We start from the raw sequence: 21,211 nt of genomic DNA, 5'->3' as shown, positions 1-21,211 counted from the left end.
GTTTTCCGAAAGATGCTGCCGCTCCCCCTCCTGATCCTCGCCGCCTGCTCGCCGCAGAGCGAAGCGCCCAAGGAATTCGTCGAGCGCCGCGAAACGCTGACCCCCGCCCCGCGCGGCGCCGAACGCCTGCGCACCGCGATGCTCGACGCCCACAACGCCGCCCGCGCCGCCGTGAAGGTGCCGCCGCTGAGCTGGGACGACGCGCTCGCCCGCGACGCCGCCGCCTATGCCCGCGACCTCGCCCGCAGCGGCAAGTTCGAACACGCCAAACAACCGCGCGGCCCAACCGCACAGGGGGAAAATCTGTGGAAAGGCACACGCAGCGCCTATCGCTATGAGGAAATGGCCGGCCATTGGGTCGCCGAACGCCGCGACTATCTCAACCGCCCGATCCCGCACATCAGCGCCACCGGCCGCTTCGTCGATGCCGGCCACTACGCCCAGATCATCTGGTCGCGCACCACCCGAGTCGGCTGCGGCCTCGCCAGCAACGCGCGCGAGGACGTCCTGGTCTGCCGCTACTCCCCGGCGGGCAATGTGATGGGGCAGGTAGCGTTGCCGTGACTCAAATCGTCACCCCGGCCACCGTGCCGGGGTCCACCGTACGGCAAGCGCACCGCTCCAAGCTTGAGCGTCGGGTCTAGTGGCGCGGTGGACCCCGGAACAAGTCCGGGGTGAAAAAGTTCATTGGTCGCGCCGCAACCGCTCCACCCGCGCAAACGAAGCCTCATCCCGCCCGAACAGATAATATTTGGGCTTCCGCCCCGCCGCCTCATCCGCCTCGAGCCGCCGCTCCAGCTTGCGGACGCCAAAGCTGCCTTTCATGCAGCACACGCACCCGCACGGCGCCATCCCGTTCGCGCCGGGCATATAGCGCCAGCCCGTAACCTGCGGCAGCATCTTGAAGCGCAAAATCTCGCTCCGCGCGATTGGTCGGGAAATCGTCACCTGAAATCCCTCGGGTGAGGACGGCAGCGCGCGCCGGCGCTGAACCGCCTTTGACGCCTTGTCAGCGACCCGTGCCGCCGCTGGATCGCGCTGCTCCGCGGCCAGCATCAGCGCCACCGCCTCGGCCGCGCGCATCGTCACCGGGGTGCCGCTATAGTGCGACACCTCGACCATCTCGTCATCGGGGATGCGGAAATAGACCCCCGCGATCGTCCCGCCCCCCATCCGCCGCAACTCGCGCAGCCATTGATGCGCGATGTTGAACTCGCGCGTTACCGGCAGCGCATAGATGCGGTCGGGCCGCCATCCGTCGCGCTTCACGAACGCGATTCCTCCGCGCCGGATGCCGGGCAGGTTGCGATGGCTGGTCAGGTGGACGAAAGTCGCCATGTCCCCTGCCTATCGCGGCATGCCCGCAACCGCCAGCACAAGACCGAATTCGTCAGGGACCGCAGAAGATCATGATGCGTTGTGCGCCCATGGCTGACACCGACACCCCCCGCGCCCTGCTGATCGTCGCGCTTCAGGATTTGCACGATGCCGAACTGGCGTGGATCGAGCGGTCGGCCGAGCTGCAGCGCAATGCGTCCTATCGCATCGGCACCTATCTTGCCGAAGAGGCGCGCGTCGCACAGGCTCAGGCGGAGCGCTTGACGTCGGCGATCGCGGCGCTCGACGGCGACGTCCAGGGTCCGCCCAATATCTGGCTGCGCGCGATCCTCGACGATGCGGCGCGCGACGCCGACACCATCACCGCCGGCCCGCTGCGCGATACGGCACTGGTCGGCGCCTTCCGCAAGGGCAAACAGGCCGAGCGGGTCAGCTACGAAACCGCAATCGGCCTCGCCCGGCGGATGCACCAGGACGATCTCGTCCGCACGCTCACCGTCTCGCGCGACGAGGAGGCGCGCACCGACGCCGCGCTGGTGCTCCTGCTCGACGCGATCCTGCGCGACCTTACGCTCTAGAACACCGCCGCAACCAGCTGCGCGAACGCATCCGCGCGGTGGCTCATCGCATGCTTCGCCGCCGGGTTCATCTCGCCAAAGCTGCGGTCATGCCCTTCGGGCACGAACATCGGATCATAGCCAAAGCCCCGGTCCCCGCGCGGCGGCCAGATCAGCGTGCCATCGACCCGCCCCTCGAACCATTCGACATGCCCGTCGGGCCAGGCGAGCGCCAGCGCGCACACGAAATGCGCCGCGCGCGACGTGCCTTCGGGCAGCGCCTCGAGCAGCGTGTTCACCCGCCGCATCGCGCGGTCGAAATCGCGCCCCTCACCCGCCTCGGGCGCCAGCGCGGGAATGCCCGGATCGGGCAGCCCCCAGCGCGCCGAGAAAATCCCCGGATCGCCGCCCAGCGCCTCGACGCACAGCCCGCTGTCATCGGCGAGCGCCGGCAGGCCCGACAGGTCCGCCGCCTGCATCGCCTTCAGCTCGGCATTGGCGACAAAGGTCGTGCCCGTCTCTTCCGGTTCGGGCAGGTCGAGCGACGCCGCGCTGATCGGCTCGATGCCAAAGGGGGCGAGCAGCTCGCGAATCTCGCGCACCTTGCCCTCATTATGGCTGGCGATGACCAGCTTGCCGGGGACCAGCTTGCGGATCGCCTGCGGGGCGTCGCCGCCCATGTCTTCCTCTGGCCCGCTCACCGTCCCGCCGCCTTCAACTGTGCCGCGAAAATCTCCCCGCAGCCGATCCGGGCGAGACGCAGCAGGCGGAGCAGACCTTCTTCATCATAGGTCGCGCCCTCGGCGGTCGCCTGCGCCTCGGCGATCTTGCCGTCCGCCAGCAGCACGAAATTGGCATCCGCATCCGCCGCGCTGTCCTCGTCGTAATCGAGGTCGAGCACCGGATTGCCCTGATAGATGCCGCACGACACCGCCGCGACCTGCTGCATGATCGGGTCGGTGGTCAGCTTGCCCTCGGCGATCAGCTTGTCGACTGCGAGGCGCAGCGCGACCCATGCGCCGCTGATCGCCGCCGTGCGCGTTCCGCCATCGGCCTGGATCACGTCGCAATCCAGCGTGATCTGCCGCTCGCCCAGCGCCTTGAGGTCGGTCACCGCGCGCAAGGATCGCCCGATCAGCCGCTGGATCTCCTGCGTCCGCCCCGATTGCTTGCCCTTCGCCGCCTCACGGCTGCCGCGCGTATGCGTCGCGCGGGGCAGCATGCCGTATTCGGCCGTCACCCAGCCCTCGCCCTTGCCGCGCAGGAACGGCGGCACCCGCTCCTCGACGCTCGCCGTCACCAGCACCTTGGTATTGCCGAAACTCACCAGCACCGATCCTTCGGCATGGATGGTGAAGTTCGGCTCGATGCTGATTGCACGCATCTGATCGGGGGCGCGGCCGCTGGGGCGCATAACTCTAATCTCCTGTAGCTCTTGGCCAAGCACCTAGACGCGACCGGCGGAACGCGCCAGTCTCGCCGCACGATCCGTTGGAGACGTGGACATGAAGCGGCTGGCGATGGTTGCGGTGACGGGACTGGCGCTCGCCGGTTGCACGCGGACGGGACCAGTCACGCCAGCGACACCCGCTGCGGTTTCGAAGACGATCATCTACCAGACCGGCCCCTGTTTCGGCGCATGCCCCGAGTACAAGGTCGAGGTCTATGGCAACAATTCCGGCCTGTTCACCGGAATCCGCCACACCAGCGTCATCGGCAAGGCCAATTTCCCGCTGACCCCCGCGCAATATGACGCCTATGCCGCCGCGCCCCGTATCGCCCGCGCGGCGAGCGGCGGATCGAGCCGGGCAGCCCCGACTGCCCCCGCGCCGCAACCGACATGCCCAGCGTCGAGGTCCGCTGGGGCACCGGCCCCGGTGCCGACCGGCTCTATTTCTATTTCGGCTGCGAAAGCGAAACCACCCGCGCCCTCGCCGACGCGCTGGGCAACGCCCCCGACCTGCTGCCCCTGAGCCTGTTGCTGGGCGCGCGGCCTTAGCCACTATCGTGCAAATTGCGGACATCGTGCATAGATAGACCGGATGACCACCCCGCCCATCACCGAGCTGACCGACCGCGCCCGCGACATCTTCCGCGTCGTCGTCGAATCATATCTCGACGCGGGTCAGCCGGTCGGCTCGCGCACCATTTCGCGCGCGCCCGGACTCAACCTCTCCCCCGCCTCGATCCGCAACGTCATGCAGGATCTCGAGGAACTCGGCCTGCTCGCCGCGCCGCATACCAGTGCGGGGCGGATGCCGACTGATCTTGGCCTGCGTCTGTTCGTCGATGGCATGATGCAGGCGAACGAGCCCTCCGCCGAGGAGCGCGCCGCGATCGAATCGCGCGCCGCCACACGCGGCCCGGTCGAGGAGGCGCTCGCCTCCACCACCGCCGCACTCTCCGGCCTCTCGGCCTGCGCCGGCATGGTGCTGGTGCCGAAGGCGGAGCGCGTGCTGCGCCAGTTCGGCTTCGTGCCGCTGGGCAACGACCGCGCGCTCGCGGTACTGGTGGGAGAGGACGGGTCGGTCGAAAACCGCGTGGTCGAACTGCCCCCCGGCCTGCCCCCGGCGACGCTGGAACAGGCCGCCAATTTCCTCACCGCCACGCTCGGCGGCCTCACCTTGTCGCAGGCCCGCGCCCGCATCGCGACTCAGATCGCCAGCGAACGCGCCGCGCTCGACGATGCCGCCCGCACCCTGGTCGAGCGCGGACTCGCCGTCTGGTCGCAGGATGGCGATGATCGCCCGGTGCTGATCGTGCGCGGTCAGGGCCGCCTGCTCGAATCCGCGCTGGCCGAGGATCTCGACCGCGTCACCCGCCTGCTCGACGAGCTGGAGGGCAAGGAGGAAATCGCCCGCCTGCTCGACAGCGCGCGAGAGGCTGACGCCGCACGTATCTTTATCGGGTCGGAGAACAAGCTGTTCGCCCTCTCGGGCTCCTCCGTCATCGCCAAGCCGGTGCGTGCGATGGACGGCCGCGTGGTCGGCGTGGTGGGGGTTATCGGCCCGACCCGGTTGAACTATGCGCGCGTCGTGCCCATGGTGGATTTCACGGCATCGACCCTGGCCAGATTGCTGGCCTGAACCATAAGAAAACACGCAGGAACCATGACCGAAGACAACAAGACCGAAGCGACCGACGACCTCCGTCAGGAAACCGCAGAGGCCGCCCCCGAAGTGGCCGAACAGGACCGCGTCGCCGCGCTTGAGGCGGAACTCGCCGAAGCCAAGTCCGCGACCCTCTACGCCCGTGCCGAGGCCCAGAACCTGCTGCGCCGCGCGCAGAAGGAAGCGGAGGACGCGCGCAACTATGCCGCCACCGGCTTTGCCCGCGACATCCTGTCGGTCGCCGACAATCTCGGCCGCGCGCTCGCCGCAATCCCTGAGGAACTGCGCGAAGACGACAAGATGAAGGGGCTGATCGTGGGCCTCGAAGCGACCGGGCGCGAACTCGACAGCGTCTTCGCCCGCCACGGCATCTCCAAGATCAGCGCGCTCGGCGAAGCGCTCGACCCCAATCGCCACCAGGCGATGATGGAAATGCCCAGCGCGGACGCCGAACCCGGCACGATCGTGCAGGAAATCCAGTCCGGCTACATGATCCGCGACCGCCTGCTCCGCCCGGCGCTGGTCGGTGTGGCCAAGAAGCCGGATTGAACCTCAGTTAGTCACCCCGGCCTTGTGCCGGGGTCCACTGCGCCGCGAGTCCGGCGATAGAGGCTCGAGCATCGCGCTCGCCGCCCGGTGGATCCCGGCCCAAGGCCGGGATGACGAACAAGGTGGCGCGACCGCGCGACCTCCCCTATCTCCCCCTCATGTCCGGCCGCTTTGACTCCATCCATCACCGCCGCGCGATCGTCGACCGGCGGGCGCTGGCGGACGATCTTGCCGCGCTCGATGCGCCCGATACGATGCGGCTGCGTCAGGCCGCGGCGCTGCGACTCAAGCAAGCGCTGGAGGATGGCCGCGCCGAAATCGCCCGCCGCCTGATCGATCACCCCGCCAAGGGCCATGAAAGCGCGGCCAGCGGCGCATTCCTGATGGATCAGCTGCTGCGCACCTTGTGGGACTTCACCCTCGCGCGGCTCTACCCCAACAGCAACCCGACCGCGTCCGAACGCATGACCCTGATCGCGGTCGGCGGATACGGGCGGGGCGAGATGGCGCCGCACAGCGATGTCGATATCGGATTCATCACCCCGTGGAAGCAGACCGGGTGGAGCGAGCAGGTCATCGAATCGATGCTCTATTCGCTGTGGGACATGGGGCTAAAGGTCGGCCACAGCTCGCGCTCGCTCGACGAGATGGTGCGCGAGGCGCGCGGCGACATCACCGTGCGCACCGCGCTGCTCGAGGCGCGCTATATCTGGGGCGACACCGCGCTCTATGACGAGGCTGCAGCGCGCTTCAAGGCGGAGATCCAGAATGGCAGCGCGCGCGACTTCATCGCGCAAAAGCTCGCCGAGCGGGACGAGCGCCACCGCAAGATGGGCGACAGCCGCTATGTCGTCGAACCCAATGTCAAGGAGGGCAAGGGCGGCCTGCGCGACCTCCACACCCTGTTCTGGATCGGCAAATACGCCCATGGCGTGCGCGAACCCGCCGATCTGGTCGAGGTCGGGCTGCTCACCAAGCTCGAATACCGCCAGTTCCGCCGCGCCGAGAATTTCCTCTGGGCAGTGCGCTGCCACCTCCACAACCTCGCCGGGCGCGGCGAGGACCGGCTGACCTTCGACTATCAGCGCGAGATTGCCGAGCGGATGCGCTACGCCGACCGCCCGGGCAAGTCGAAGGTCGAGCGCTTCATGCACTTCTACTTCCTGCAGGCGAAGATGGTCGGCGACCTCACCGGCGTCTTCCTCGCGCATCTGGACGAGAAGTTCGCCGCGCGCGGCAGCCGCTTCGGCCTCCCCCGCATCCGCCGGTCCCCCCGCAAGCTCAAGGGCTTCGTCCTCGATCGCGGCCGCCTGGCGCTTCCGAACGACGCTTTCTTCCGCGAAGACCCGGTGCGGCTGGTCGAGCTGTTCCAGCTCGCCGACCTGCACAAGCTCGAAGTCCATCCGCTCGCGATGCGCGCCGCCAATCGCGATGCCAAGCTGATCGCCGACTGGCGCGACGACCCGCGCGCCAACGCGCTGTTCATGGACGTGCTGACGTCCCCGCGCGATCCCGAAACCGTGCTGCGCTGGATGAACGAGGCCGGGGTGTTCGGCCAGTTCGTGCCGGACTTCGGCCGTGTCGTCGCGCAGATGCAGTTCGACATGTACCATCACTTCACGGTGGACGAACACACGATCCGCGCCGTCGGCCTGCTCAACCGCATCGAAAAGGGCGACCTCAAGGAGGATCACCCGCTCGCCAGCGGCATCCTCGATCAGGTCGCCTCGCGCCGCGCGCTCTATGTCTCCGTCCTGTTGCACGACATCGCCAAGGGCCGTGGCGGCGACCATAGCGTGATCGGCGCAGAGATCGCGCTCAAGCTCTGCCCGCGCTTCGGCCTGACCGCGGCGGAGACCGAGACGGTATCGTGGCTGGTCCGCTATCACCTGCTGATGTCCGCCACCGCGTTCAAACGCGACCTCAGCGATTTCAAGACGATCCTCGACTTCACCGCCGTGGTGCAATCGCCGCAGCGGCTGATGATGCTGCTGATCCTCACCGTCGTCGATATCCGCGCGGTCGGCCCCGGCGTGTGGAACGGGTGGAAGCGCCAGCTGCTCACCAACCTGTTCGACAGCGCCGAAGAGGTGCTGCGCCTCGGCCACAAGCAAAAGGGGCGCGGTGAGCGCATCGCCGCGAAACAGGCCGCGCTTGCCCAGGCGGTTGGCGATGTCGGCGAGTTCGTCCGCCGCCTCGCCGACCCCTATTGGGTGGCAGAGCCCGAGGATGTGATCGAACGCAACGCCCGCTTCATCGCGCGCGCCGGCAACGCCCAGCTATCGGTCGAGGCGACCGTCTATCCCGATCGCGGTGCCACGCTCGTCACCGTCTATGCCGCCGACCATGCCGGGCTGTTCTACCGCATCGCCGGCGCGATCCATGCGGCCGGCGGCAACATCATCGACGCGCGCATCCACACCACGCGCGACGGCATGGCGCTTGACAATTTCCTGGTTCAGGACCCGCTCGGCCGCCCGTTCGACGATCCCGGCCAGTTGGCGCGGATCGAAACCGGGATTGCCGAAGCGCTCGCCAACCGCGCCAAGCTCACCGAACGCCTCGCCGCCAAGCCATTGCCCCGCCTGCGTGCCGATGCCTTTACGATCGAGCCGAACGTGCTGATCGACAACAAGGCATCGAACCGCTTCACCGTGATCGAGGTGCAGGCGCGCGACCGCCCGGCGCTGCTCCACCACCTCGCCTATGCGCTGTTCCAGTCCAAGGTGACGATCCACAGCGCGCATGTCGCCACCTATGGCGAGCGCGCGGTCGACACCTTCTATGTGACCGACCTGACCGGCGACAAGATCACCGCCGTGCTGCGCCTCAAGTCGCTCGAACGCCGCCTGCTCGACGCAACCGCGGGCCAGGGCGAGTTCGCGAGCGCGGCGTAAATCCTCCCCGGAACGGGGGGGGGGTTTTAGGACCAAGTCGTCTGCCCGGCCTTGAGCCGGGCCAAGGCTTCTTCGGCAACGCCAGCCCAACGCAGCCCGGCCCCGGGTCAAGCCCGGGGCGACGAGAAGGCTGGATTTGCCGCAATACCGCCCTACACTCCCCCACAACCACGGGGGAGCGACGACAATGGGCGTACTCGGCATGGGCGGGCTGTTCTTCCGGGCGATGGACCCGGACGCGCTCAACACATGGTATCGCGAGCATCTCGGGATCGGCGCAGGCTGCGTCGCCGAGGATAGCGGGGGCGATGTCAATGAATGGACCTGGCACACCCAGGGCGGTCCGATGGTGTTCGCCCCGTTCAAACAGGCAACCGACTATTTCGCCGCCGACAAGCAATTCATGATCAACCTGCGCGTCCGCGATCTGGAAGGCATGCTCGAACAGCTCAATGCTGCGGGGATCGACATCGTCACCAATCCCGAATGGGACTCGCCCGAAGTCGGCAAATTCGCCCGCATCCACGATCCCGAAGGCAACGCCATCGAGCTATGGGAGCCGCCCGCATGACCGCCGTCTGGATCGCGCTCGGCGCGGTGGCGATTTCGCTGATGGCGGTGTTCGTCTCGCTCAACGCGGCAAAGGAAGCCAAGCACAAGAAGGAGGGCGGCGACGGCGGCTCTACCTACGTCAGCGGCACCGGCGACCGCGACCGCACCGATAGCGATTCGGGCGGAGATGGCGGCGGAGACGGCGGCGGCGGCGGAGACTAAACAAATCCTCCCCGGAACGGAGAGGAGTTGGACCACACCCCATCGTCAGCCCGGCCTTGAGCCGGGCCAAGGCTTCTTCTTCAACAATGCAAGAAAAGCCCAGCCCCGGGTCAAGCCCGGGGCGACGAACTGTAGCTACTCAGCTGAACGTCGCTCAATTCTTGAGAACAGCGCGAACATCCCGATTGCTACCGGGATCGCGAACAAGCCGACCGGGAACGAAATCTGCAAATAGTGAACGACGTATCCGAGAGTCAGAAGCACGAGCATCCATGAAAGGATCAGGCAAAACGCCGCCTTCAAAACCAACCGAACTGCCGTTGCGACTGTCACTCCCCCTCAATCCCGCTGCCACACCCGCACATAATCGACTTCCATCGCCGCCGGGAACGCCTTGGGGTCGATCCCCTTCTGCCCGCCCCAGCCGCCGACCGCGACGTTCAGGATCAGATATTCCGGCGTGCCGAACGGCCAGGTCTGCGGATCACCCTTTTTGTCATTCTCGAACCGCATATGCGCGCGGCCGTCGATCCCGATCAGGATACGGTCCGCATTCCAGTCGAGCTGATAGGTGTGGAACGCCTCGCACACATCGGGGATGACGACATTCGACCCCTTTTGCGTGTTGGAAACATGATTGTACGCGCCGGTATGCACCGTGCCATGGACTCGGCCATTGTCCCAGCCGACATGCTCCATGATGTCGATCTCGCCCATCGCGGGCCAGCCCTTGCTGTCGTCCGACGCCAGCATCCAGATCGCCGGCCAGATGCCGCGCCCGCACGGCAGCTTCGCGCGGATCTCGAAAAAGCCGTAGCGCCAGTCCGCGATGCCCTTGGTGAACAGCTTGGTCGAGGCATAATCCTGCCCGCCATGATCGGGCTGGTCGGACAGCCGCTCCTGCGTCGCCGTGATGATCAGCCGCCCGCCCTCGACCCGCACATTCTGCGGCCGGGCCTTGGCGTAATATTGCTTTTCTTCGTTATGCCAGCCCAGCTTGTTGCGGGCGGTATCGTACGCCCAGCGCTTAGGGTCCGGCAGGCCGTCGGTGTCGAACTCATCCGACCACACCAGCTTGGCATCCGCCGGACGGACGAGCGGCTCGTCCGTCCCGGCGGTGATCGGCGGGCTGTGCACCACCTGCGCAGCCGCAGGAACCGGCGCGGCCAGCGCCAGCACCGCAAGCGCCGTCACCCTCATTTGGGCGACAGCACCATCAGCATCTGGCGGCCTTCCATGCGCGGATAGCTTTCGACCTTCGCCACTTCGGCGGCGTCTTCCTGCACGCGCTTGAGCAGGTTCATGCCCAGCTGCCCATGGCTCAGCTCACGACCGCGAAAGCGCAGCGTGATCTTGACCTTGTCGCCCTCGCCGATGAACTTGTGCACCGCCTTCATCTTCGTCTCATAATCATGATCGTCGATGTTCGGACGCATCTTGATCTCCTTGATCTCCTGCGTCTTCTGCGACTTGCGCGCGAGGTTCGCCTTTTTCTGCGCCTCGTATTTGAACTTGCCGACGTCGAGATATTTGGCGACGGGCGGATCGGCGTTCGGGGACACTTCGACCAGGTCGAGGCCCAGCGCCTGCGCCTGCTCCATCGCTTCGCGCGTGAGCATCACGCCCAGATTCTCACCCTCATGGTCGATCACGCGAACCTTGGGGGAGACAATGAATTCATTGAACCGCGGGCCGGTCGGCACCGGGGGCGCGAAACCGCGCCGGGACATGGGAGGACGGATGGATGCTTCTCCTGTTGCTAAATAGAGCGGACATATAGGCGCAAAAGCCGGCCGAGGGAAGGTGATGCAGCAAAGTGCGGGCAATCTCCGCGCGACACCGCCCCGCCATGCGTGCCAGTGCGACGCACGAAACCGCGAAACCGCCGCAAATAACGATATCCATGCGTCCGCAGGACTTGTTAGGAACGCTTCCGAAACGGGGGGGCGAGTGACCGAGCAGTGACAGGAATCCAGACACGCGGCTGGCACGCCGCGCTGGCCGCTGCGGCCGCTCTTCACATGCTGCTGTCACTGATCCTGCCGCAATGGCCGCTCGTATTCGTGGTCGGCACCGGCGCATTTCTGGTTATCGCGATCGCTCGCTGCATCGATGCCGCGCGGCGGGAACCGGCGCGGACGTTCCGCTGGGTTGCGCTGGCACTGACGCTGCTGCTGTGGCTGGCCTCGTACATCGTCTATCCGCTGATCCCTCGCGATACGCCGCTCGCGTCGAGTCAGGCCGCGTTCGACACGCTGCTCGACATGGCGCGCATGGCACCGCTGTTCCTGCTGCTTGCCCATAATCCGGCGAGCAACGCCGCACCGTTCCGGCATATCGACCTGGCCCGTGCCGCGTTGTTCGTGCTGATCGCCTCCGCCCTGCTGTTCCCCGGCATGGTGAGCGCGCGCGCCGAAAGCTACGCGCTCGGCTTCATGACCGCCTACGGCTATAACGTCTGGCTGAAGATTGCCCTGGCGCTCTTCGCCCTGATCGCCTGGGCGGTGCAGCCGACCGTGGCCGACCGCCGCTTCATCGGCCACGTCGTCTTGCTGTGGGTCGGCAGCGTCGCGATCAGCATCGCGCTCAACGGCTATTACCTCGCCAATGGCAGCGCCATTCCGGATAGCTCACCCTATTGGTGGCCGGCCGATCTGCCGTTCATCCTCTTCGTTCTGGCCACGCTGCGTCCGGCGCGCGATACCGGGGAGCACGACCACGGCTTCGCCGCCCGCCAGCGCAACGTCATCGCCGAATCGATCCGCCGCGTCGCGCCCAGCCTGTTGACCGCAGCGATGCTCGCGATGGCGCTGGTCATCGCCACCCGCACCCCGCTCGCCGGCCTGATCCTCGGTGCGTGCGTCATCGGCCTGCACGCAGTGCGCTCGCTGATGATCGAGGTGCGCTATGTCACTACGCTCGACGCGCTCGAAACCGCGCACGATACGATGAGCCGCCTTGCCGAGCGCGATCACCTCACCGGCATCGCCAACCGCCGCGCCTTTGATGCAGAGCTGACGCAGGCATGGTCGGCCATGCGCGCGCAGCACCAGCCCTTTGCGCTGCTGATGATCGATCTCGACGCGTTCAAGGCGTTCAACGAAGTCGCCGGCAGCACAGCGGGCGACCAGTGCCTTCAGCGGTGCAGCTGGCTGCTCCAGGCCGAACTCGGCCCGGACGACCTGATCGCGCGCTATGGCGGGGCCGAGTTCGTCGTCCTCGCCCGCACCGCGTCATTGCACGGCGCAATGAAGCTCGCCGAGCGGCTGCGGCACGCCATTGCCGACGAAGCCATCGCGCACCCGGCCTCGACCCACGGCATCGTCACCGTCAGCATCGGCGTCGCGGTTGCCGCCGCCGCGCCCGGCGACCGCACCACCCGCGCGCTGCTCGCCCGCGTCGACGACGCCCTCGCCCGCGCCAAGGCCCGCGGCCGCAACCGCGTCGAAACCGCCGCCTGGCCGCTCGCCGCGGCTGGGTAATTACTTCAAGTCAGGCGCCAGCGCTTCCGCGCGCAGCATCGCGATGGCGTCGTCAAGCGACATCACCTTCTGCCCCTCGCTGCCCAAGGTGCGGACGGCGACCGTCCCCTCGTCCGCCTCACGCTTGCCGACCACCAGCAGGTGGGGAACCTTGGCCAGCGAATGCTCGCGCACCTTGTAGTTGATCTTCTCGTTGCGCAGGTCGCTCTCGACCCGGATGCCCGCCGCCTTCAGCTTCGCGACCGCGTCCTTCGCATAGTCATCCGCATCCGACACGATCGTCGCCACCACCGCCTGCACCGGCGCCAGCCACACCGGCAGCCGCCCGGCGAAATGCTCGATCAGGATGCCGATAAACCGCTCATAGGACCCAAAGATCGCGCGGTGCAGCATCACCGGCCGGTGCCGCTCGCCATCCTCGCCGACGTACGACGCGTCGAGCCGCTCGGGCAGCACGCGGTCCGACTGGATCGTGCCCACCTGCCACGTCCGCCCGATCGCGTCGGTCAGGTGCCATTCCAGCTTGGGCGCATAGAACGCCCCTTCGCCGGGCAGCTCTTCCCAGCCATATTCCGGCGTCGCCAGCCCCGCGCGCACCACCGCGTCGCGCAGCTCATTCTCCGCCTTGTCCCAATCGGCGTCGGACCCGAACCGCTTCTCCGGCCGCAGCGCCAGCTTGATCGAATAGGTAAAGCCAAAGTCGCGATACACCCGATCCGCCAGCTCGCAGAACGCCTGCACCTCGGCAACGATCTGGTCCTCACGGCAGAAAATATGCGCGTCGTCCTGCGTGAACTGGCGCACCCGCATCAACCCGTGCAGCGCGCCATGCGGCTCGTTGCGGTGGCAACAGCCATTCTCGTACAGCCGCAGCGGCAGCTCGCGATAGCTCTTCAGCCCCTGCCGGAAAATCAGCACATGCGCCGGGCAGTTCATCGGCTTGAGCGCCATCCAGTCGGCCTCGCCGCTGATCACCGGGCCTTCGTCATCGACGTTCGGCACCTCGTCGGGGATCACGAACATATTCTCGCGATACTTGCCCCAATGGCCCGACTGCTCCCACTGGCGCGCGTCCATCACCTGCGGCGTCTTGACCTCGCGATAGCCCGCTGCGTCGATCGCGCGGCGCATATACGCCTCGAGCTGGCGCCACACCATATAGCCCTTGGGGTGCCAGAACACGCTGCCATGCGCCTCGGCCTGAAGGTGGAACAGGTCCATCTCCGCGCCCAGCTTGCGATGGTCGCGCTTGGCCGCTTCCTCGAGCTTGTGCAGATGCGCGTCGAGCTGCTTCTTGTTCAGCCAGCCGGTGCCATAGATGCGCGTCAGCTGCGCATTCTTCTGATCGCCACGCCAATAGGCACCCGCGACGCGCATCAGCTTGAACGCCTGCGGATCGAGCTTGCCCGTGCTCGCCAAATGCGGCCCGCGGCACATGTCGAGCCAGTCATCGCCCGACCAATACACCGTCAGCTCCTCGCCCTCGGGCAGCTCCTTGGCCCATTCCGCCTTGAAGCTCTCGCCCTGCGCGCTCCACCGATCGATCAGCGCCTGCCGGCTCCACACCTCACGGCGCAGCGGCTTGTCGGCACGGATGATCTCGCGCATCTTCTCCTCGATCGCGGGCAGATCCTCCATCGAGAAGGGCGCGCGCGATGCCGGAGCCATCACGTCGTAATAGAACCCGTCATCGGTCGCCGGACCAAAGGTGATCTGCGTCCCGGGAAACAGCGCCTGCACCGCCTCGGCCAGGATATGCGCAAAGTCATGCCGCGCCAGCTCCAGCGCATCCGCCTCGTCGCGCGCCGTCACCAGCGCGAGGTTGGCATCGCCCTCCAGCGGCCGGTTGATGTCGCGCAATTCGCCATCGACCCGCGCGGCAATCGCCGCCTTGGCCAGGCCCGGCCCGATCGCGGCGGCAATGTCGCCAGGCGTCGTCCCCGGCGCGACCTGTCGCACGGAGCCATCGGGAAGCGTGATCGAAAGAAGCTGCGCCATATCAGTCCTGCATGTTTGACGTGCCTATGCACGGGGCAGCGCTGTAGGAAAAGAGGCAGGATCGAAGGGGAGCAGCGCCATCTCACCCGATCCCGGGCAAGAGGGCGGCGGAGCGGTTCTAACCGCGCACGCCAAACCCTCCCGCCGCGGCGGGAGTGAAGGTGGTAGTGCTGGCGACGATGCGGGCCATGGCGTTCAAATAGGCCAAGAAGGCGCGCAACGCCAGAGGCACAACAATAGCTCCTCCCGTTGAGCTACGCTCGCCTGCGGCTCAGGGGAGGGGTTGGGGCGGGGCAGTGCGGCAAGTCTCTCGATCAAGAAGAAATGACTCACGCCAAGGCGCGAAGACGCGAAGAAGAAGACGTGTCCACGCGGAGGCGCGGAGGCGCTGAGAAGGATCGCCAGCCGCGCCAGCGGCCCTCCATTCCAACCGTCCCCAACCAACGCAACGCAGAAAAAGGCGGCTGAGGCCGCAAAGCAGGACGACACCTCCGCGTCTCCGCGCCTCCGCGTGAAAACACTCTTCGCGTCTTCGCGCCTTAGCGTGAATCAAACCTTCTTCTCCCCATCCTCAAACGCTAACCTCGCGCGATGCCCGATCACCACATCACCGCCATCCTACCCTGCCGCGACCTGCAGGCCAGCACGGACTTCTACCAGCGCCTCGGCCTCACCCTCGACAGCGACTGGGGGCACTATCGAATCCTCAGCGACGGCAAGGGCTGGCACCTGCACCTGCGCCACGAACCGGGCACGCCCCAGGCCCCCGACAACCCCTTCGGCCTGTACCTCTACGCCGAAGACGTCGACGCCGTTGCCGCCCGCGTGCGCGACCGCATCATCGAACCCGGCGCGCCGCATCTGAAGCCTTGGGGCATGTACGAATTTGCCGTCAGCGACCCCGACGGCACCCTCGTCCGCGTGGGGCGGGAGGGATGAGCGCCGCGCGCATCCTCGCGCTCCTCGCCGCCGCGCTCGCGGTCGCGGCCTGCGAGCGAAAGGTCGACACAATCGCGCAGCCCGGTCCGTCAAATGCCACGGCGTCGATCGCTCAACCGTTCAAGGATCGCCGTGTCACCAACCCCTTCCCTCAGGCCACCCAGCTGCGCCTGTTCGTCGAGGTCGACTATACCGATGCCGGCAAGCCGATCCTCAGCAAGGCAAAGGGGGTCCAACTCAACGCTGCCCAGCGCCAGGCGTTCGAGAACAGCCTTGTGATCACCGCAGCTCCGGAAGCGGAAAGCGCGTGCTTCATGCCCCACCATTTCTTCCGCTATTATGATGCGAGCGGAAAGCAGGTCGGCGATGTCGCGGTCTGCTTCTGCTGCGACGGAGTCGCGGCTTCCGGCAGCAACGCGCTGGAGCCTCCTGATGGCGCGATGCTCAGCGCCAACTATGCAAAAGTGAAGGCGCTCGTCGCAGCGCTCGGCGAACCGACGGACGTCCTCTGCGATTGAGCAAACCGGCAATCTCTAGCCCCTCCCGCCTTCGCGGGAGGGGTTGGGGAGGGTCTTCTTCTGCTTCTTCAACGCCGAACCGCGCGTCACGGCTGCGCTTGGCGGTGGATCAACTCATACACCTTGCGCGGCTCCTGAATGCGAAAGAAGCGCGTCGGGCTGCCGCTCGATGGAAGCCACCAGTTCAGGCCGTTCGCCGCCATCCACATTTGGTTGCCGGACTCGAACGTGATCGTGCCCCGGCCATCGCGGTGCTGCGCAAGGTCGAGCCGGGGGAGGCGCCGGATATCCAGCGACGTGGTCGATGCGCCGCGTAGCACGATCACGCGCTGGTCGGTGATCGCATAGAATTGCCGTCGGCGCAGCCAGGCATCGTGGAAGAACCGGCCCGCGATCATATACAGGCCAATCAACAGAAACGGCAGGCCCCACAGCTTGAAGAACAAATCCGCACCGCCATCGCCCTCGCCCGAAAAAGGACTGAACCACACCATCACGTTCCAGAAGATCGCAAACCCGCCCCACAGCAGACTGAACGGAATCAGCAGCGCATCCATGCCGCTCAGCGTCACGCCCTGTTGCGGCTGACCCGACCAGACAATCCGTTCATGGGGCAAGAGGTGCGGCTGGAGCAGCTGGCGCAGATCAGGAGAGCTCATCCGCTTTGCGTAACACCGAACCCGTGCCGCACCAGCCCTGAAAACCGGGCTTTCCTACAAACCCCCAAAAAGCGCATAAACTGGTCGATGCGCATCCAGCCCGAAACCACCCGCCCGACACGCGACGCCCCGCCGTCGCACACCCCTCGCGCCGATGTCGCGTCGCCGTCGCATACCCGTCGTCCCGGTGTCGCGTCCCGGTCGCGCCTAAGTCGCGCCACTGGTGTCACCCCGTCGCCCACCTGTCGCGTCGCAGTCGCCTACCCGGCGCAAACCGGTCGCATCCCGGTCGCGTCAGCCCAATACACGCATGTTTTCGTCAGGATCGTCGGACGCCTGTCAGCCCCGACCTCAAATCACGCCGAACGGCACCACCCGGTTGAGCGCGATATGCCCGATGCCCGATCGGCCCAGATACGGCACCCCCATCTCGCGACACCAGCGGATGATCACCTGTTCCAGCGACTCGCCGAACGGCACGTCATTGTCGACCATGTCGGTCACCGCGCCCAGCCGCACCCCGGCAATGCCCTGCAGCTGCGTAGCATGCGCCATCTGGAACAGCATCCGGTCGATCCGGTACATCGGCTCGCCGACCTCCTCGATATGCAGGACATGGTCGGTCAGGTCGGGCAGCCACGGCGTGCCGATCATCGCCGCCAGGATCGACAGGTTGAACGCCGCCGCCGGGCGACCGTCCAGCGTCGGCTCCAGCCCGTCGCGCTTGCCGTCGATCAGCCAGCTCAGCACCCAGCCCGCGTCGGTGCCCTTGTCGTTGACCCCCATGGCGCTCGCCATCGACCCATGCGCCTGCCGCCCGATCCGCCGCGCATAGAGCGCACCCAGCATGAACCCCATGTCGGAATAGCCGATATAGGTCTTGTTGCGCGCCGCCGCCCCCAGCTGCGGCATCGCGACATCGAGGATGCGGTTGGAGCCGTATCCGCCGCGCGCGAACCAGATCGCGTCGAAGCCTGCGTCATTGGCGAATTCCACAAACGCCGCCGCGCGAACATCGTCGGGTCCTGCAAAATGCCCTTCGGTCAGGAAGCATTGCGGGTGGAACACGATCTCGTGCGCGGGCCAGTACAGCGCCATGAACGCCTGCATCCGCGCCGCCGATTCCGCGCTGACTGTCCGTGCCGGTGCGACGACGCCGATCCGCATATTCCTGCAACCCCCAACAACCACCTTCGTCACCCCGGACTTGTTCCGGGGTCCACCGTGCCACAGGCTGCACATTCTCGGTTGGAACGACGCACCCCGAACCCGGCTCGGCGGGACGAAAGCGGGGACAGGCAGTGCCTTGCCCCACTCACAATTACCCGCGATAGCCTGCCATAATGCACAACGGCAAACCCCATTTTTTCGTCGGGATCGGCGGCAGCGGCATGATGCCGCTCGCGATGATCCTTGCTGGCCAGGGCGCAAGCGTCGCCGGCTCGGACCGCAGCCTCGATTCGGGGCGTCTCCCCGCCAAGTTCGACGCGCTGCGTGCCCTCGGCATCGACCTGTTCGCTCAGGACGGCAGCGGCATCACCTCGCCCGATCAGGTCGTGATCGCCTCAGCTGCGGTTGAGGACAGCGTCCCCGACATGGTTCAGGCGGCCAGCCTCGACTGCCCCCGCATGACCCGTGCCGAACTCAACGCCAAATTGTTCAACGCCGCCCCGCTCTCAATCGGCGTCGCCGGGACCAGCGGCAAGTCGACCGTCACCGGCATGATCGCGTGGATCCTGCACCGCCTCGACCGCGATCCGACAGTGATGAACGGCGCGGTGATGAAGAACTTCGTCCGGCCCGAGGCACCCTTTGCCAGCGCCCTGGTCGGCGGCGGCGAGCTGTACGTCAGCGAAGTCGACGAGAGCGACGGATCGATCGCGATCTACACCCCGCATGTCGCGGTGCTCAACAATGTCAGCCTCGATCACAAGAGCCTCGAGGAGCTGCGCGCCTTGTTCGGCGATTTCGCCGGCAAAGCGCGCACCACCATCGTCAATATCGGCGACGCCGAAAGCGCAGAACTGGCCAGGGCGCTCGACTCGGCCCGCACCCGGACCTTCGCCGTCGAAAGCGACGCGGACCTGTCCGCCCGCAACCTGTCGCCAGAACCCTTCGCGATCGGCTTCGACCTCGAAATGGACGGCACCACCCGCCGCATCCGCCTCTCGGTCCCCGGCACCCACAATGTCGCCAACGCCCTCGCCGCGATCGGCGCATGCATCGCCGCCGGTCTCGACGCCGATTCGGTATGCGACGCAGTACAAGGCTTCACCGGCCTACGCCGCCGCTTCGAGCTGGTCGGCGAAGCGAACGGCGTCGCGGTCATCGACGATTTCGGGCACAACCCCGACAAGATCGGCGCGACGCTCGACACGCTGCACGCCTTTCCCGGCCGCATCCTCGCGCTGTTCCAGCCGCACGGCTATGGCCCGCTCAAGGTGATGCGCAGCGAACTCGTCGCCATGTTCGCCGAAAAACTCGCCCCCGACGACCAGCTCATCCTCCCCGACCCCGTCTATCAGGGCGGAACCGTCGCGCGCGAAGTGACCAGCGCCGACATCATCGCCGACATCGTCGCCACCGGCCGCGACGCCCACCACATCCCCGACCGCGCCGCCGCCGCCGCCCACCTCGCCGCCGTCGCTGAGCCGGGCGACCGCATCGTGATCATGGGGGCACGCGACGACACGCTCAGCCTGCTCGCGCAAAGCGTGCTGGACGATTTGGAAAGGAACGCAGTCAAATAGGAAAGTACGCTTGACATAGAAGGCCGACTCGGCGTAAAGCTCACTTGTCATTTGAACAAGGGAGCTTTCCAATGCGCAACACCACCACCGCCGGCCGGCGCTACATCGCCCGGTTCATGCCGCTGATCGCGGTCTATGTCGCAACGCTGTTCATCACGACCTGGGTGATCCGCGACAGCCAGCCAACCGGCGCACTGCTCGGCCTGCTCTCGGTCCTGCCCGCCCTTCCGCTGGTCGGGATCATCGCGGTGATCGGCCTCTATGTCGTCGAAGAGAGTGACGAATATCTCCGGGCGCTGATCGTCCGCCACATGATGGTCGGTCTGGCTGGCCTGCTGGCGATCATGAGCATCTGGGGCTTTCTGGAGTTCGGCGGCGCCGTCCCGCATTTCCCGACGATGCTGGGCTTCCCGATCTGGTGCGGCATCTGGGGCGCCAGCCAGTGCGTTTCGGCTCTGCGCAACCGCAAGTCGGAGGAGGAAGCATGAAGAACCGCCTCCGCGTCCTCCGCGCCGAGCGGGAATGGAGCCAGCAGGACCTCGCCGAACGCCTCGAAGTGTCGCGGCAGAGCGTCAATGCGATCGAAACCGGCCGCTACGACCCCTCGCTGCCACTGGCCTTCAAGATCGCCGACCTGTTCGGCCTGACGATCGAAGACATTTTCACCAATCCCTCGAAGGAGGATTGACCATGTTCCGCCTGATTGCCCTCGCCGCCATGGCCACAGCCTTCCTTGCTCCACCCCAGCACTGCCATGCCCAGGCGGCCCCGGTCGCCGCCGAACAGCGGATGCAGCACATCTCGATCGTCACCCTCGGCGAAGCCAAAGCGGGCCGCGAACCGCTCTACCTCATCCCCGGCCTGTCCAGCCCCCGCCAGGTCTGGGACGGCATCGCCCCCGACCTCGCCAAGGACCGGCAGGTGCTGCTGGTTCAGGTCAACGGCTTCGGCGGTGATGCACTGGGAGAGAATGGCAAGCCCGGCATGACCGACGGCATCATCGCCGACCTCCTTGCCGACGCAACGAAGCGCGGTGCCAAGCAGCCCGCCGTGATCGGCCACAGCTATGGCGGGCTGATCGGCATGATGCTCGCCGCCCGCCACCCTGACCGGGTCGGCCGGCTGCTGGTGGTCGACACCCTGCCCTTTTTCGGCAGGCTGTTCGACCCCGCCGCAACCCCCGCCAGCATCGCGCCCCGCGCCGAACAGCTCCGCGCCATGACCATCGCCTCGGCCGAGCGGATGAAGGCGATGCCCACCGTCACCAGCGACCCCGGCGGCATCTGGTCGAACACTGCGGAAGGCCGGATCAAGGTTGCCAATTGGGGCCTCAAGGCCGACCAGCGCGCCGTCGCCCAGGCGCTGTACGAGGATATCGTCACCGATATCGGCCCGGAACTGGGCAAGGTCACCGCCAAGCCCTTCACCATCCTCTACGCCGCCGGTATTGGCGAGGCACAGGCCAAGGCGGTATGGGAACCCGCTTACGCCGGCACCCCGGCCCGGCTGGTCGCGGTCCCCGACAGCTATCACTTCATCATGCTCGACCAACCCCAGCGCTTCGCAGCAGAGGTCAAGGCGTTCCTCGCAGAGTAATCCCAACGAAGCAGGGCCGCCCCGGCATCCCGGGACGGCCCTTC

Annotated in this window: 23 protein-coding genes; 15 read left to right on the top strand and 8 right to left on the bottom strand. The window is 66.6% G+C overall.

All coding sequences use genetic code 11. The features are described 5' to 3' along the window. Positions 1 to 12 precede the first annotated feature (12 nt). Positions 13 to 564, top strand: coding sequence for a CAP domain-containing protein (locus ACRYLO_RS18410; protein ID WP_482661501.1), 552 nt, complete (start codon positions 13 to 15; stop codon positions 562 to 564). Between the two features lie 120 nt (positions 565 to 684). Here ACRYLO_RS18410 and ACRYLO_RS18405 read toward each other — a convergent pair whose 3' ends face one another. Continuing rightward, positions 685 to 1,338 carry a hypothetical protein gene (locus tag ACRYLO_RS18405; protein ID WP_482661500.1) on the bottom strand — a complete coding sequence of 218 codons (654 nt, stop codon included), beginning with the start codon at positions 1,336 to 1,338 and terminating at the stop codon, positions 685 to 687. Between the two features lie 89 nt (positions 1,339 to 1,427). On the opposite strand from ACRYLO_RS18405, the gene ACRYLO_RS18400 reads away from it, so the two are divergent. Further along, on the top strand, positions 1,428 to 1,916 hold the full coding sequence (locus ACRYLO_RS18400; RefSeq protein ID WP_482661499.1) for a DUF892 family protein: 489 nt from the start codon (positions 1,428 to 1,430) through the stop codon (positions 1,914 to 1,916). Here the strand turns inward: ACRYLO_RS18400 and rdgB are convergent. After that, on the bottom strand, positions 1,913 to 2,575 hold the full coding sequence (rdgB, locus tag ACRYLO_RS18395) for an RdgB/HAM1 family non-canonical purine NTP pyrophosphatase (RefSeq protein ID WP_482661777.1): 663 nt from the start codon (positions 2,573 to 2,575) through the stop codon (positions 1,913 to 1,915). The genes ACRYLO_RS18400 and rdgB overlap by 4 nt on opposite strands. A 17-nt stretch (positions 2,576 to 2,592) precedes the next feature. Then, positions 2,593 to 3,309 carry a ribonuclease PH gene (gene rph / locus ACRYLO_RS18390; RefSeq protein ID WP_482661498.1) on the bottom strand — a complete coding sequence of 239 codons (717 nt, stop codon included), beginning with the start codon at positions 3,307 to 3,309 and terminating at the stop codon, positions 2,593 to 2,595. Between the two features lie 91 nt (positions 3,310 to 3,400). Between rph and ACRYLO_RS18385 the strand changes: the two genes are divergently transcribed. The 6 genes from ACRYLO_RS18385 (at position 3,401) to ACRYLO_RS18360 (ending at position 9,225) form a co-directional block, all read left to right on the top strand. Beyond that, positions 3,401 to 3,868 (top strand): DUF6438 domain-containing protein, encoded by a 468-nt coding sequence (locus tag ACRYLO_RS18385; RefSeq protein ID WP_482661497.1) that lies wholly within the window; start codon positions 3,401 to 3,403, stop codon positions 3,866 to 3,868. Positions 3,869 to 3,937: 69 nt separating this feature from the next. Next, entirely contained in the window at positions 3,938 to 4,981 is a 1,044-nt protein-coding gene (hrcA, locus tag ACRYLO_RS18380) for a heat-inducible transcriptional repressor HrcA (RefSeq protein WP_482661496.1), read from the top strand. A gap of 24 nt (positions 4,982 to 5,005) precedes the next feature. Continuing rightward, positions 5,006 to 5,554 carry a nucleotide exchange factor GrpE gene (gene grpE / locus ACRYLO_RS18375; RefSeq protein WP_482661495.1) on the top strand — a complete coding sequence of 183 codons (549 nt, stop codon included), beginning with the start codon at positions 5,006 to 5,008 and terminating at the stop codon, positions 5,552 to 5,554. Positions 5,555 to 5,712: 158 nt separating this feature from the next. Further along, a complete protein-coding gene (locus ACRYLO_RS18370; RefSeq protein WP_482661494.1) occupies positions 5,713 to 8,451 on the top strand; it encodes a [protein-PII] uridylyltransferase in 2,739 nt (912 codons plus the stop codon). Positions 8,452 to 8,638: 187 nt separating this feature from the next. After that, a complete protein-coding gene (locus ACRYLO_RS18365) occupies positions 8,639 to 9,022 on the top strand; it encodes a VOC family protein (RefSeq protein ID WP_482661493.1) in 384 nt (127 codons plus the stop codon). Then, positions 9,019 to 9,225 carry a hypothetical protein gene (locus ACRYLO_RS18360; RefSeq protein ID WP_482661492.1) on the top strand — a complete coding sequence of 69 codons (207 nt, stop codon included), beginning with the start codon at positions 9,019 to 9,021 and terminating at the stop codon, positions 9,223 to 9,225. The genes ACRYLO_RS18365 and ACRYLO_RS18360 overlap by 4 nt, the downstream gene beginning before the upstream one ends. A 339-nt stretch (positions 9,226 to 9,564) precedes the next feature. Here ACRYLO_RS18360 and ACRYLO_RS18355 read toward each other — a convergent pair whose 3' ends face one another. Together ACRYLO_RS18355 and infC are read right to left on the bottom strand one after the other, a co-directional pair. Then, positions 9,565 to 10,425, bottom strand: a complete 861-nt coding sequence (locus ACRYLO_RS18355; RefSeq protein ID WP_482661491.1) for a glycoside hydrolase family 16 protein — start codon at positions 10,423 to 10,425, stop codon at positions 9,565 to 9,567. Then, positions 10,422 to 10,955 (bottom strand): translation initiation factor IF-3, encoded by a 534-nt coding sequence (gene infC / locus ACRYLO_RS18350; protein WP_482661490.1) that lies wholly within the window; start codon positions 10,953 to 10,955, stop codon positions 10,422 to 10,424. The genes ACRYLO_RS18355 and infC overlap by 4 nt, the downstream gene beginning before the upstream one ends. A 291-nt stretch (positions 10,956 to 11,246) precedes the next feature. Here infC and ACRYLO_RS18345 point away from each other — a divergent pair, with 291 nt between their 5' ends. Further along, positions 11,247 to 12,707 carry a GGDEF domain-containing protein gene (locus ACRYLO_RS18345; RefSeq protein ID WP_482661489.1) on the top strand — a complete coding sequence of 487 codons (1,461 nt, stop codon included), beginning with the start codon at positions 11,247 to 11,249 and terminating at the stop codon, positions 12,705 to 12,707. Here ACRYLO_RS18345 and thrS read toward each other — a convergent pair whose 3' ends face one another. Then, positions 12,708 to 14,705 (bottom strand): threonine--tRNA ligase, encoded by a 1,998-nt coding sequence (gene thrS / locus ACRYLO_RS18340; protein ID WP_482661488.1) that lies wholly within the window; start codon positions 14,703 to 14,705, stop codon positions 12,708 to 12,710. A 591-nt stretch (positions 14,706 to 15,296) separates the two neighbouring features. On the opposite strand from thrS, the gene ACRYLO_RS18335 reads away from it, so the two are divergent. Together ACRYLO_RS18335 and ACRYLO_RS18330 are read left to right on the top strand one after the other, a co-directional pair. Then, positions 15,297 to 15,644, top strand: a complete 348-nt coding sequence (locus tag ACRYLO_RS18335) for a VOC family protein (protein ID WP_482661487.1) — start codon at positions 15,297 to 15,299, stop codon at positions 15,642 to 15,644. Beyond that, positions 15,641 to 16,162, top strand: a complete 522-nt coding sequence (locus ACRYLO_RS18330) for a hypothetical protein (protein WP_482661486.1) — start codon at positions 15,641 to 15,643, stop codon at positions 16,160 to 16,162. The genes ACRYLO_RS18335 and ACRYLO_RS18330 overlap by 4 nt, the downstream gene beginning before the upstream one ends. An 86-nt stretch (positions 16,163 to 16,248) precedes the next feature. Here the strand turns inward: ACRYLO_RS18330 and ACRYLO_RS18325 are convergent, their stop codons facing one another. Both ACRYLO_RS18325 and ACRYLO_RS18320 read right to left on the bottom strand, forming a co-directional pair. After that, on the bottom strand, positions 16,249 to 16,821 hold the full coding sequence (locus ACRYLO_RS18325) for a hypothetical protein (RefSeq protein ID WP_482661485.1): 573 nt from the start codon (positions 16,819 to 16,821) through the stop codon (positions 16,249 to 16,251). Positions 16,822 to 17,172: 351 nt separating this feature from the next. Beyond that, positions 17,173 to 17,988, bottom strand: a complete 816-nt coding sequence (locus tag ACRYLO_RS18320) for an LD-carboxypeptidase (RefSeq protein ID WP_482661484.1) — start codon at positions 17,986 to 17,988, stop codon at positions 17,173 to 17,175. 176 nt (positions 17,989 to 18,164) lie between these two features. On the opposite strand from ACRYLO_RS18320, the gene ACRYLO_RS18315 reads away from it, so the two are divergent. From ACRYLO_RS18315 to ACRYLO_RS18300, 4 genes are all read left to right on the top strand, one after another. Then, a complete protein-coding gene (locus ACRYLO_RS18315; protein WP_482661483.1) occupies positions 18,165 to 19,571 on the top strand; it encodes a glutamate ligase domain-containing protein in 1,407 nt (468 codons plus the stop codon). 71 nt (positions 19,572 to 19,642) lie between these two features. Next, positions 19,643 to 20,059 (top strand): hypothetical protein, encoded by a 417-nt coding sequence (locus tag ACRYLO_RS18310; RefSeq protein WP_482661482.1) that lies wholly within the window; start codon positions 19,643 to 19,645, stop codon positions 20,057 to 20,059. After that, positions 20,056 to 20,259 carry a helix-turn-helix transcriptional regulator gene (locus ACRYLO_RS18305; RefSeq protein WP_300492724.1) on the top strand — a complete coding sequence of 68 codons (204 nt, stop codon included), beginning with the start codon at positions 20,056 to 20,058 and terminating at the stop codon, positions 20,257 to 20,259. The genes ACRYLO_RS18310 and ACRYLO_RS18305 overlap by 4 nt, the downstream gene beginning before the upstream one ends. Positions 20,260 to 20,261: 2 nt before the next feature. Next, positions 20,262 to 21,167, top strand: a complete 906-nt coding sequence (locus ACRYLO_RS18300) for an alpha/beta fold hydrolase (protein WP_482661481.1) — start codon at positions 20,262 to 20,264, stop codon at positions 21,165 to 21,167. Positions 21,168 to 21,211: the final 44 nt, after the last annotated feature.

Source organism: Sphingomonas sp. SDUR79, assembly GCF_056821745.1.
This window is presented reverse-complemented; position numbering and strand designations above follow the sequence as displayed.

Excerpts from the sequence above, each read along its gene's own strand:
- ACRYLO_RS18360 (WP_482661492.1), top strand. The coding sequence starts at position 9,019 with ATGACCGCCGTCTGGATCGCGCTCGGCGCGGTGGCGATTTCGCTGATG.
- ACRYLO_RS18310 (WP_482661482.1), top strand. The coding sequence starts at position 19,643 with ATGCGCAACACCACCACCGCCGGCCGGCGCTACATCGCCCGGTTCATG.
- ACRYLO_RS18355 (WP_482661491.1), bottom strand. The coding sequence starts at position 10,425 with ATGAGGGTGACGGCGCTTGCGGTGCTGGCGCTGGCCGCGCCGGTTCCT.
- ACRYLO_RS18370 (WP_482661494.1), top strand. The coding sequence starts at position 5,713 with ATGTCCGGCCGCTTTGACTCCATCCATCACCGCCGCGCGATCGTCGAC.
- thrS (WP_482661488.1), bottom strand. The coding sequence starts at position 14,705 with ATGGCGCAGCTTCTTTCGATCACGCTTCCCGATGGCTCCGTGCGACAG.
- ACRYLO_RS18345 (WP_482661489.1), top strand. The coding sequence starts at position 11,247 with ATGCTGCTGTCACTGATCCTGCCGCAATGGCCGCTCGTATTCGTGGTC.
- ACRYLO_RS18410 (WP_482661501.1), top strand. The coding sequence starts at position 13 with ATGCTGCCGCTCCCCCTCCTGATCCTCGCCGCCTGCTCGCCGCAGAGC.
- grpE (WP_482661495.1), top strand. The coding sequence starts at position 5,006 with ATGACCGAAGACAACAAGACCGAAGCGACCGACGACCTCCGTCAGGAA.
- ACRYLO_RS18320 (WP_482661484.1), bottom strand. The coding sequence starts at position 17,988 with ATGCGGATCGGCGTCGTCGCACCGGCACGGACAGTCAGCGCGGAATCG.
- ACRYLO_RS18385 (WP_482661497.1), top strand. The coding sequence starts at position 3,401 with ATGAAGCGGCTGGCGATGGTTGCGGTGACGGGACTGGCGCTCGCCGGT.
- infC (WP_482661490.1), bottom strand. The coding sequence starts at position 10,955 with ATGTCCCGGCGCGGTTTCGCGCCCCCGGTGCCGACCGGCCCGCGGTTC.
- hrcA (WP_482661496.1), top strand. The coding sequence starts at position 3,938 with ATGACCACCCCGCCCATCACCGAGCTGACCGACCGCGCCCGCGACATC.
- ACRYLO_RS18335 (WP_482661487.1), top strand. The coding sequence starts at position 15,297 with ATGCCCGATCACCACATCACCGCCATCCTACCCTGCCGCGACCTGCAG.
- ACRYLO_RS18405 (WP_482661500.1), bottom strand. The coding sequence starts at position 1,338 with ATGGCGACTTTCGTCCACCTGACCAGCCATCGCAACCTGCCCGGCATC.
- ACRYLO_RS18315 (WP_482661483.1), top strand. The coding sequence starts at position 18,165 with ATGCACAACGGCAAACCCCATTTTTTCGTCGGGATCGGCGGCAGCGGC.
- ACRYLO_RS18305 (WP_300492724.1), top strand. The coding sequence starts at position 20,056 with ATGAAGAACCGCCTCCGCGTCCTCCGCGCCGAGCGGGAATGGAGCCAG.
- ACRYLO_RS18365 (WP_482661493.1), top strand. The coding sequence starts at position 8,639 with ATGGGCGTACTCGGCATGGGCGGGCTGTTCTTCCGGGCGATGGACCCG.
- rdgB (WP_482661777.1), bottom strand. The coding sequence starts at position 2,575 with ATGGGCGGCGACGCCCCGCAGGCGATCCGCAAGCTGGTCCCCGGCAAG.
- ACRYLO_RS18400 (WP_482661499.1), top strand. The coding sequence starts at position 1,428 with ATGGCTGACACCGACACCCCCCGCGCCCTGCTGATCGTCGCGCTTCAG.
- rph (WP_482661498.1), bottom strand. The coding sequence starts at position 3,309 with ATGCGCCCCAGCGGCCGCGCCCCCGATCAGATGCGTGCAATCAGCATC.
- ACRYLO_RS18325 (WP_482661485.1), bottom strand. The coding sequence starts at position 16,821 with ATGAGCTCTCCTGATCTGCGCCAGCTGCTCCAGCCGCACCTCTTGCCC.
- ACRYLO_RS18300 (WP_482661481.1), top strand. The coding sequence starts at position 20,262 with ATGTTCCGCCTGATTGCCCTCGCCGCCATGGCCACAGCCTTCCTTGCT.
- ACRYLO_RS18330 (WP_482661486.1), top strand. The coding sequence starts at position 15,641 with ATGAGCGCCGCGCGCATCCTCGCGCTCCTCGCCGCCGCGCTCGCGGTC.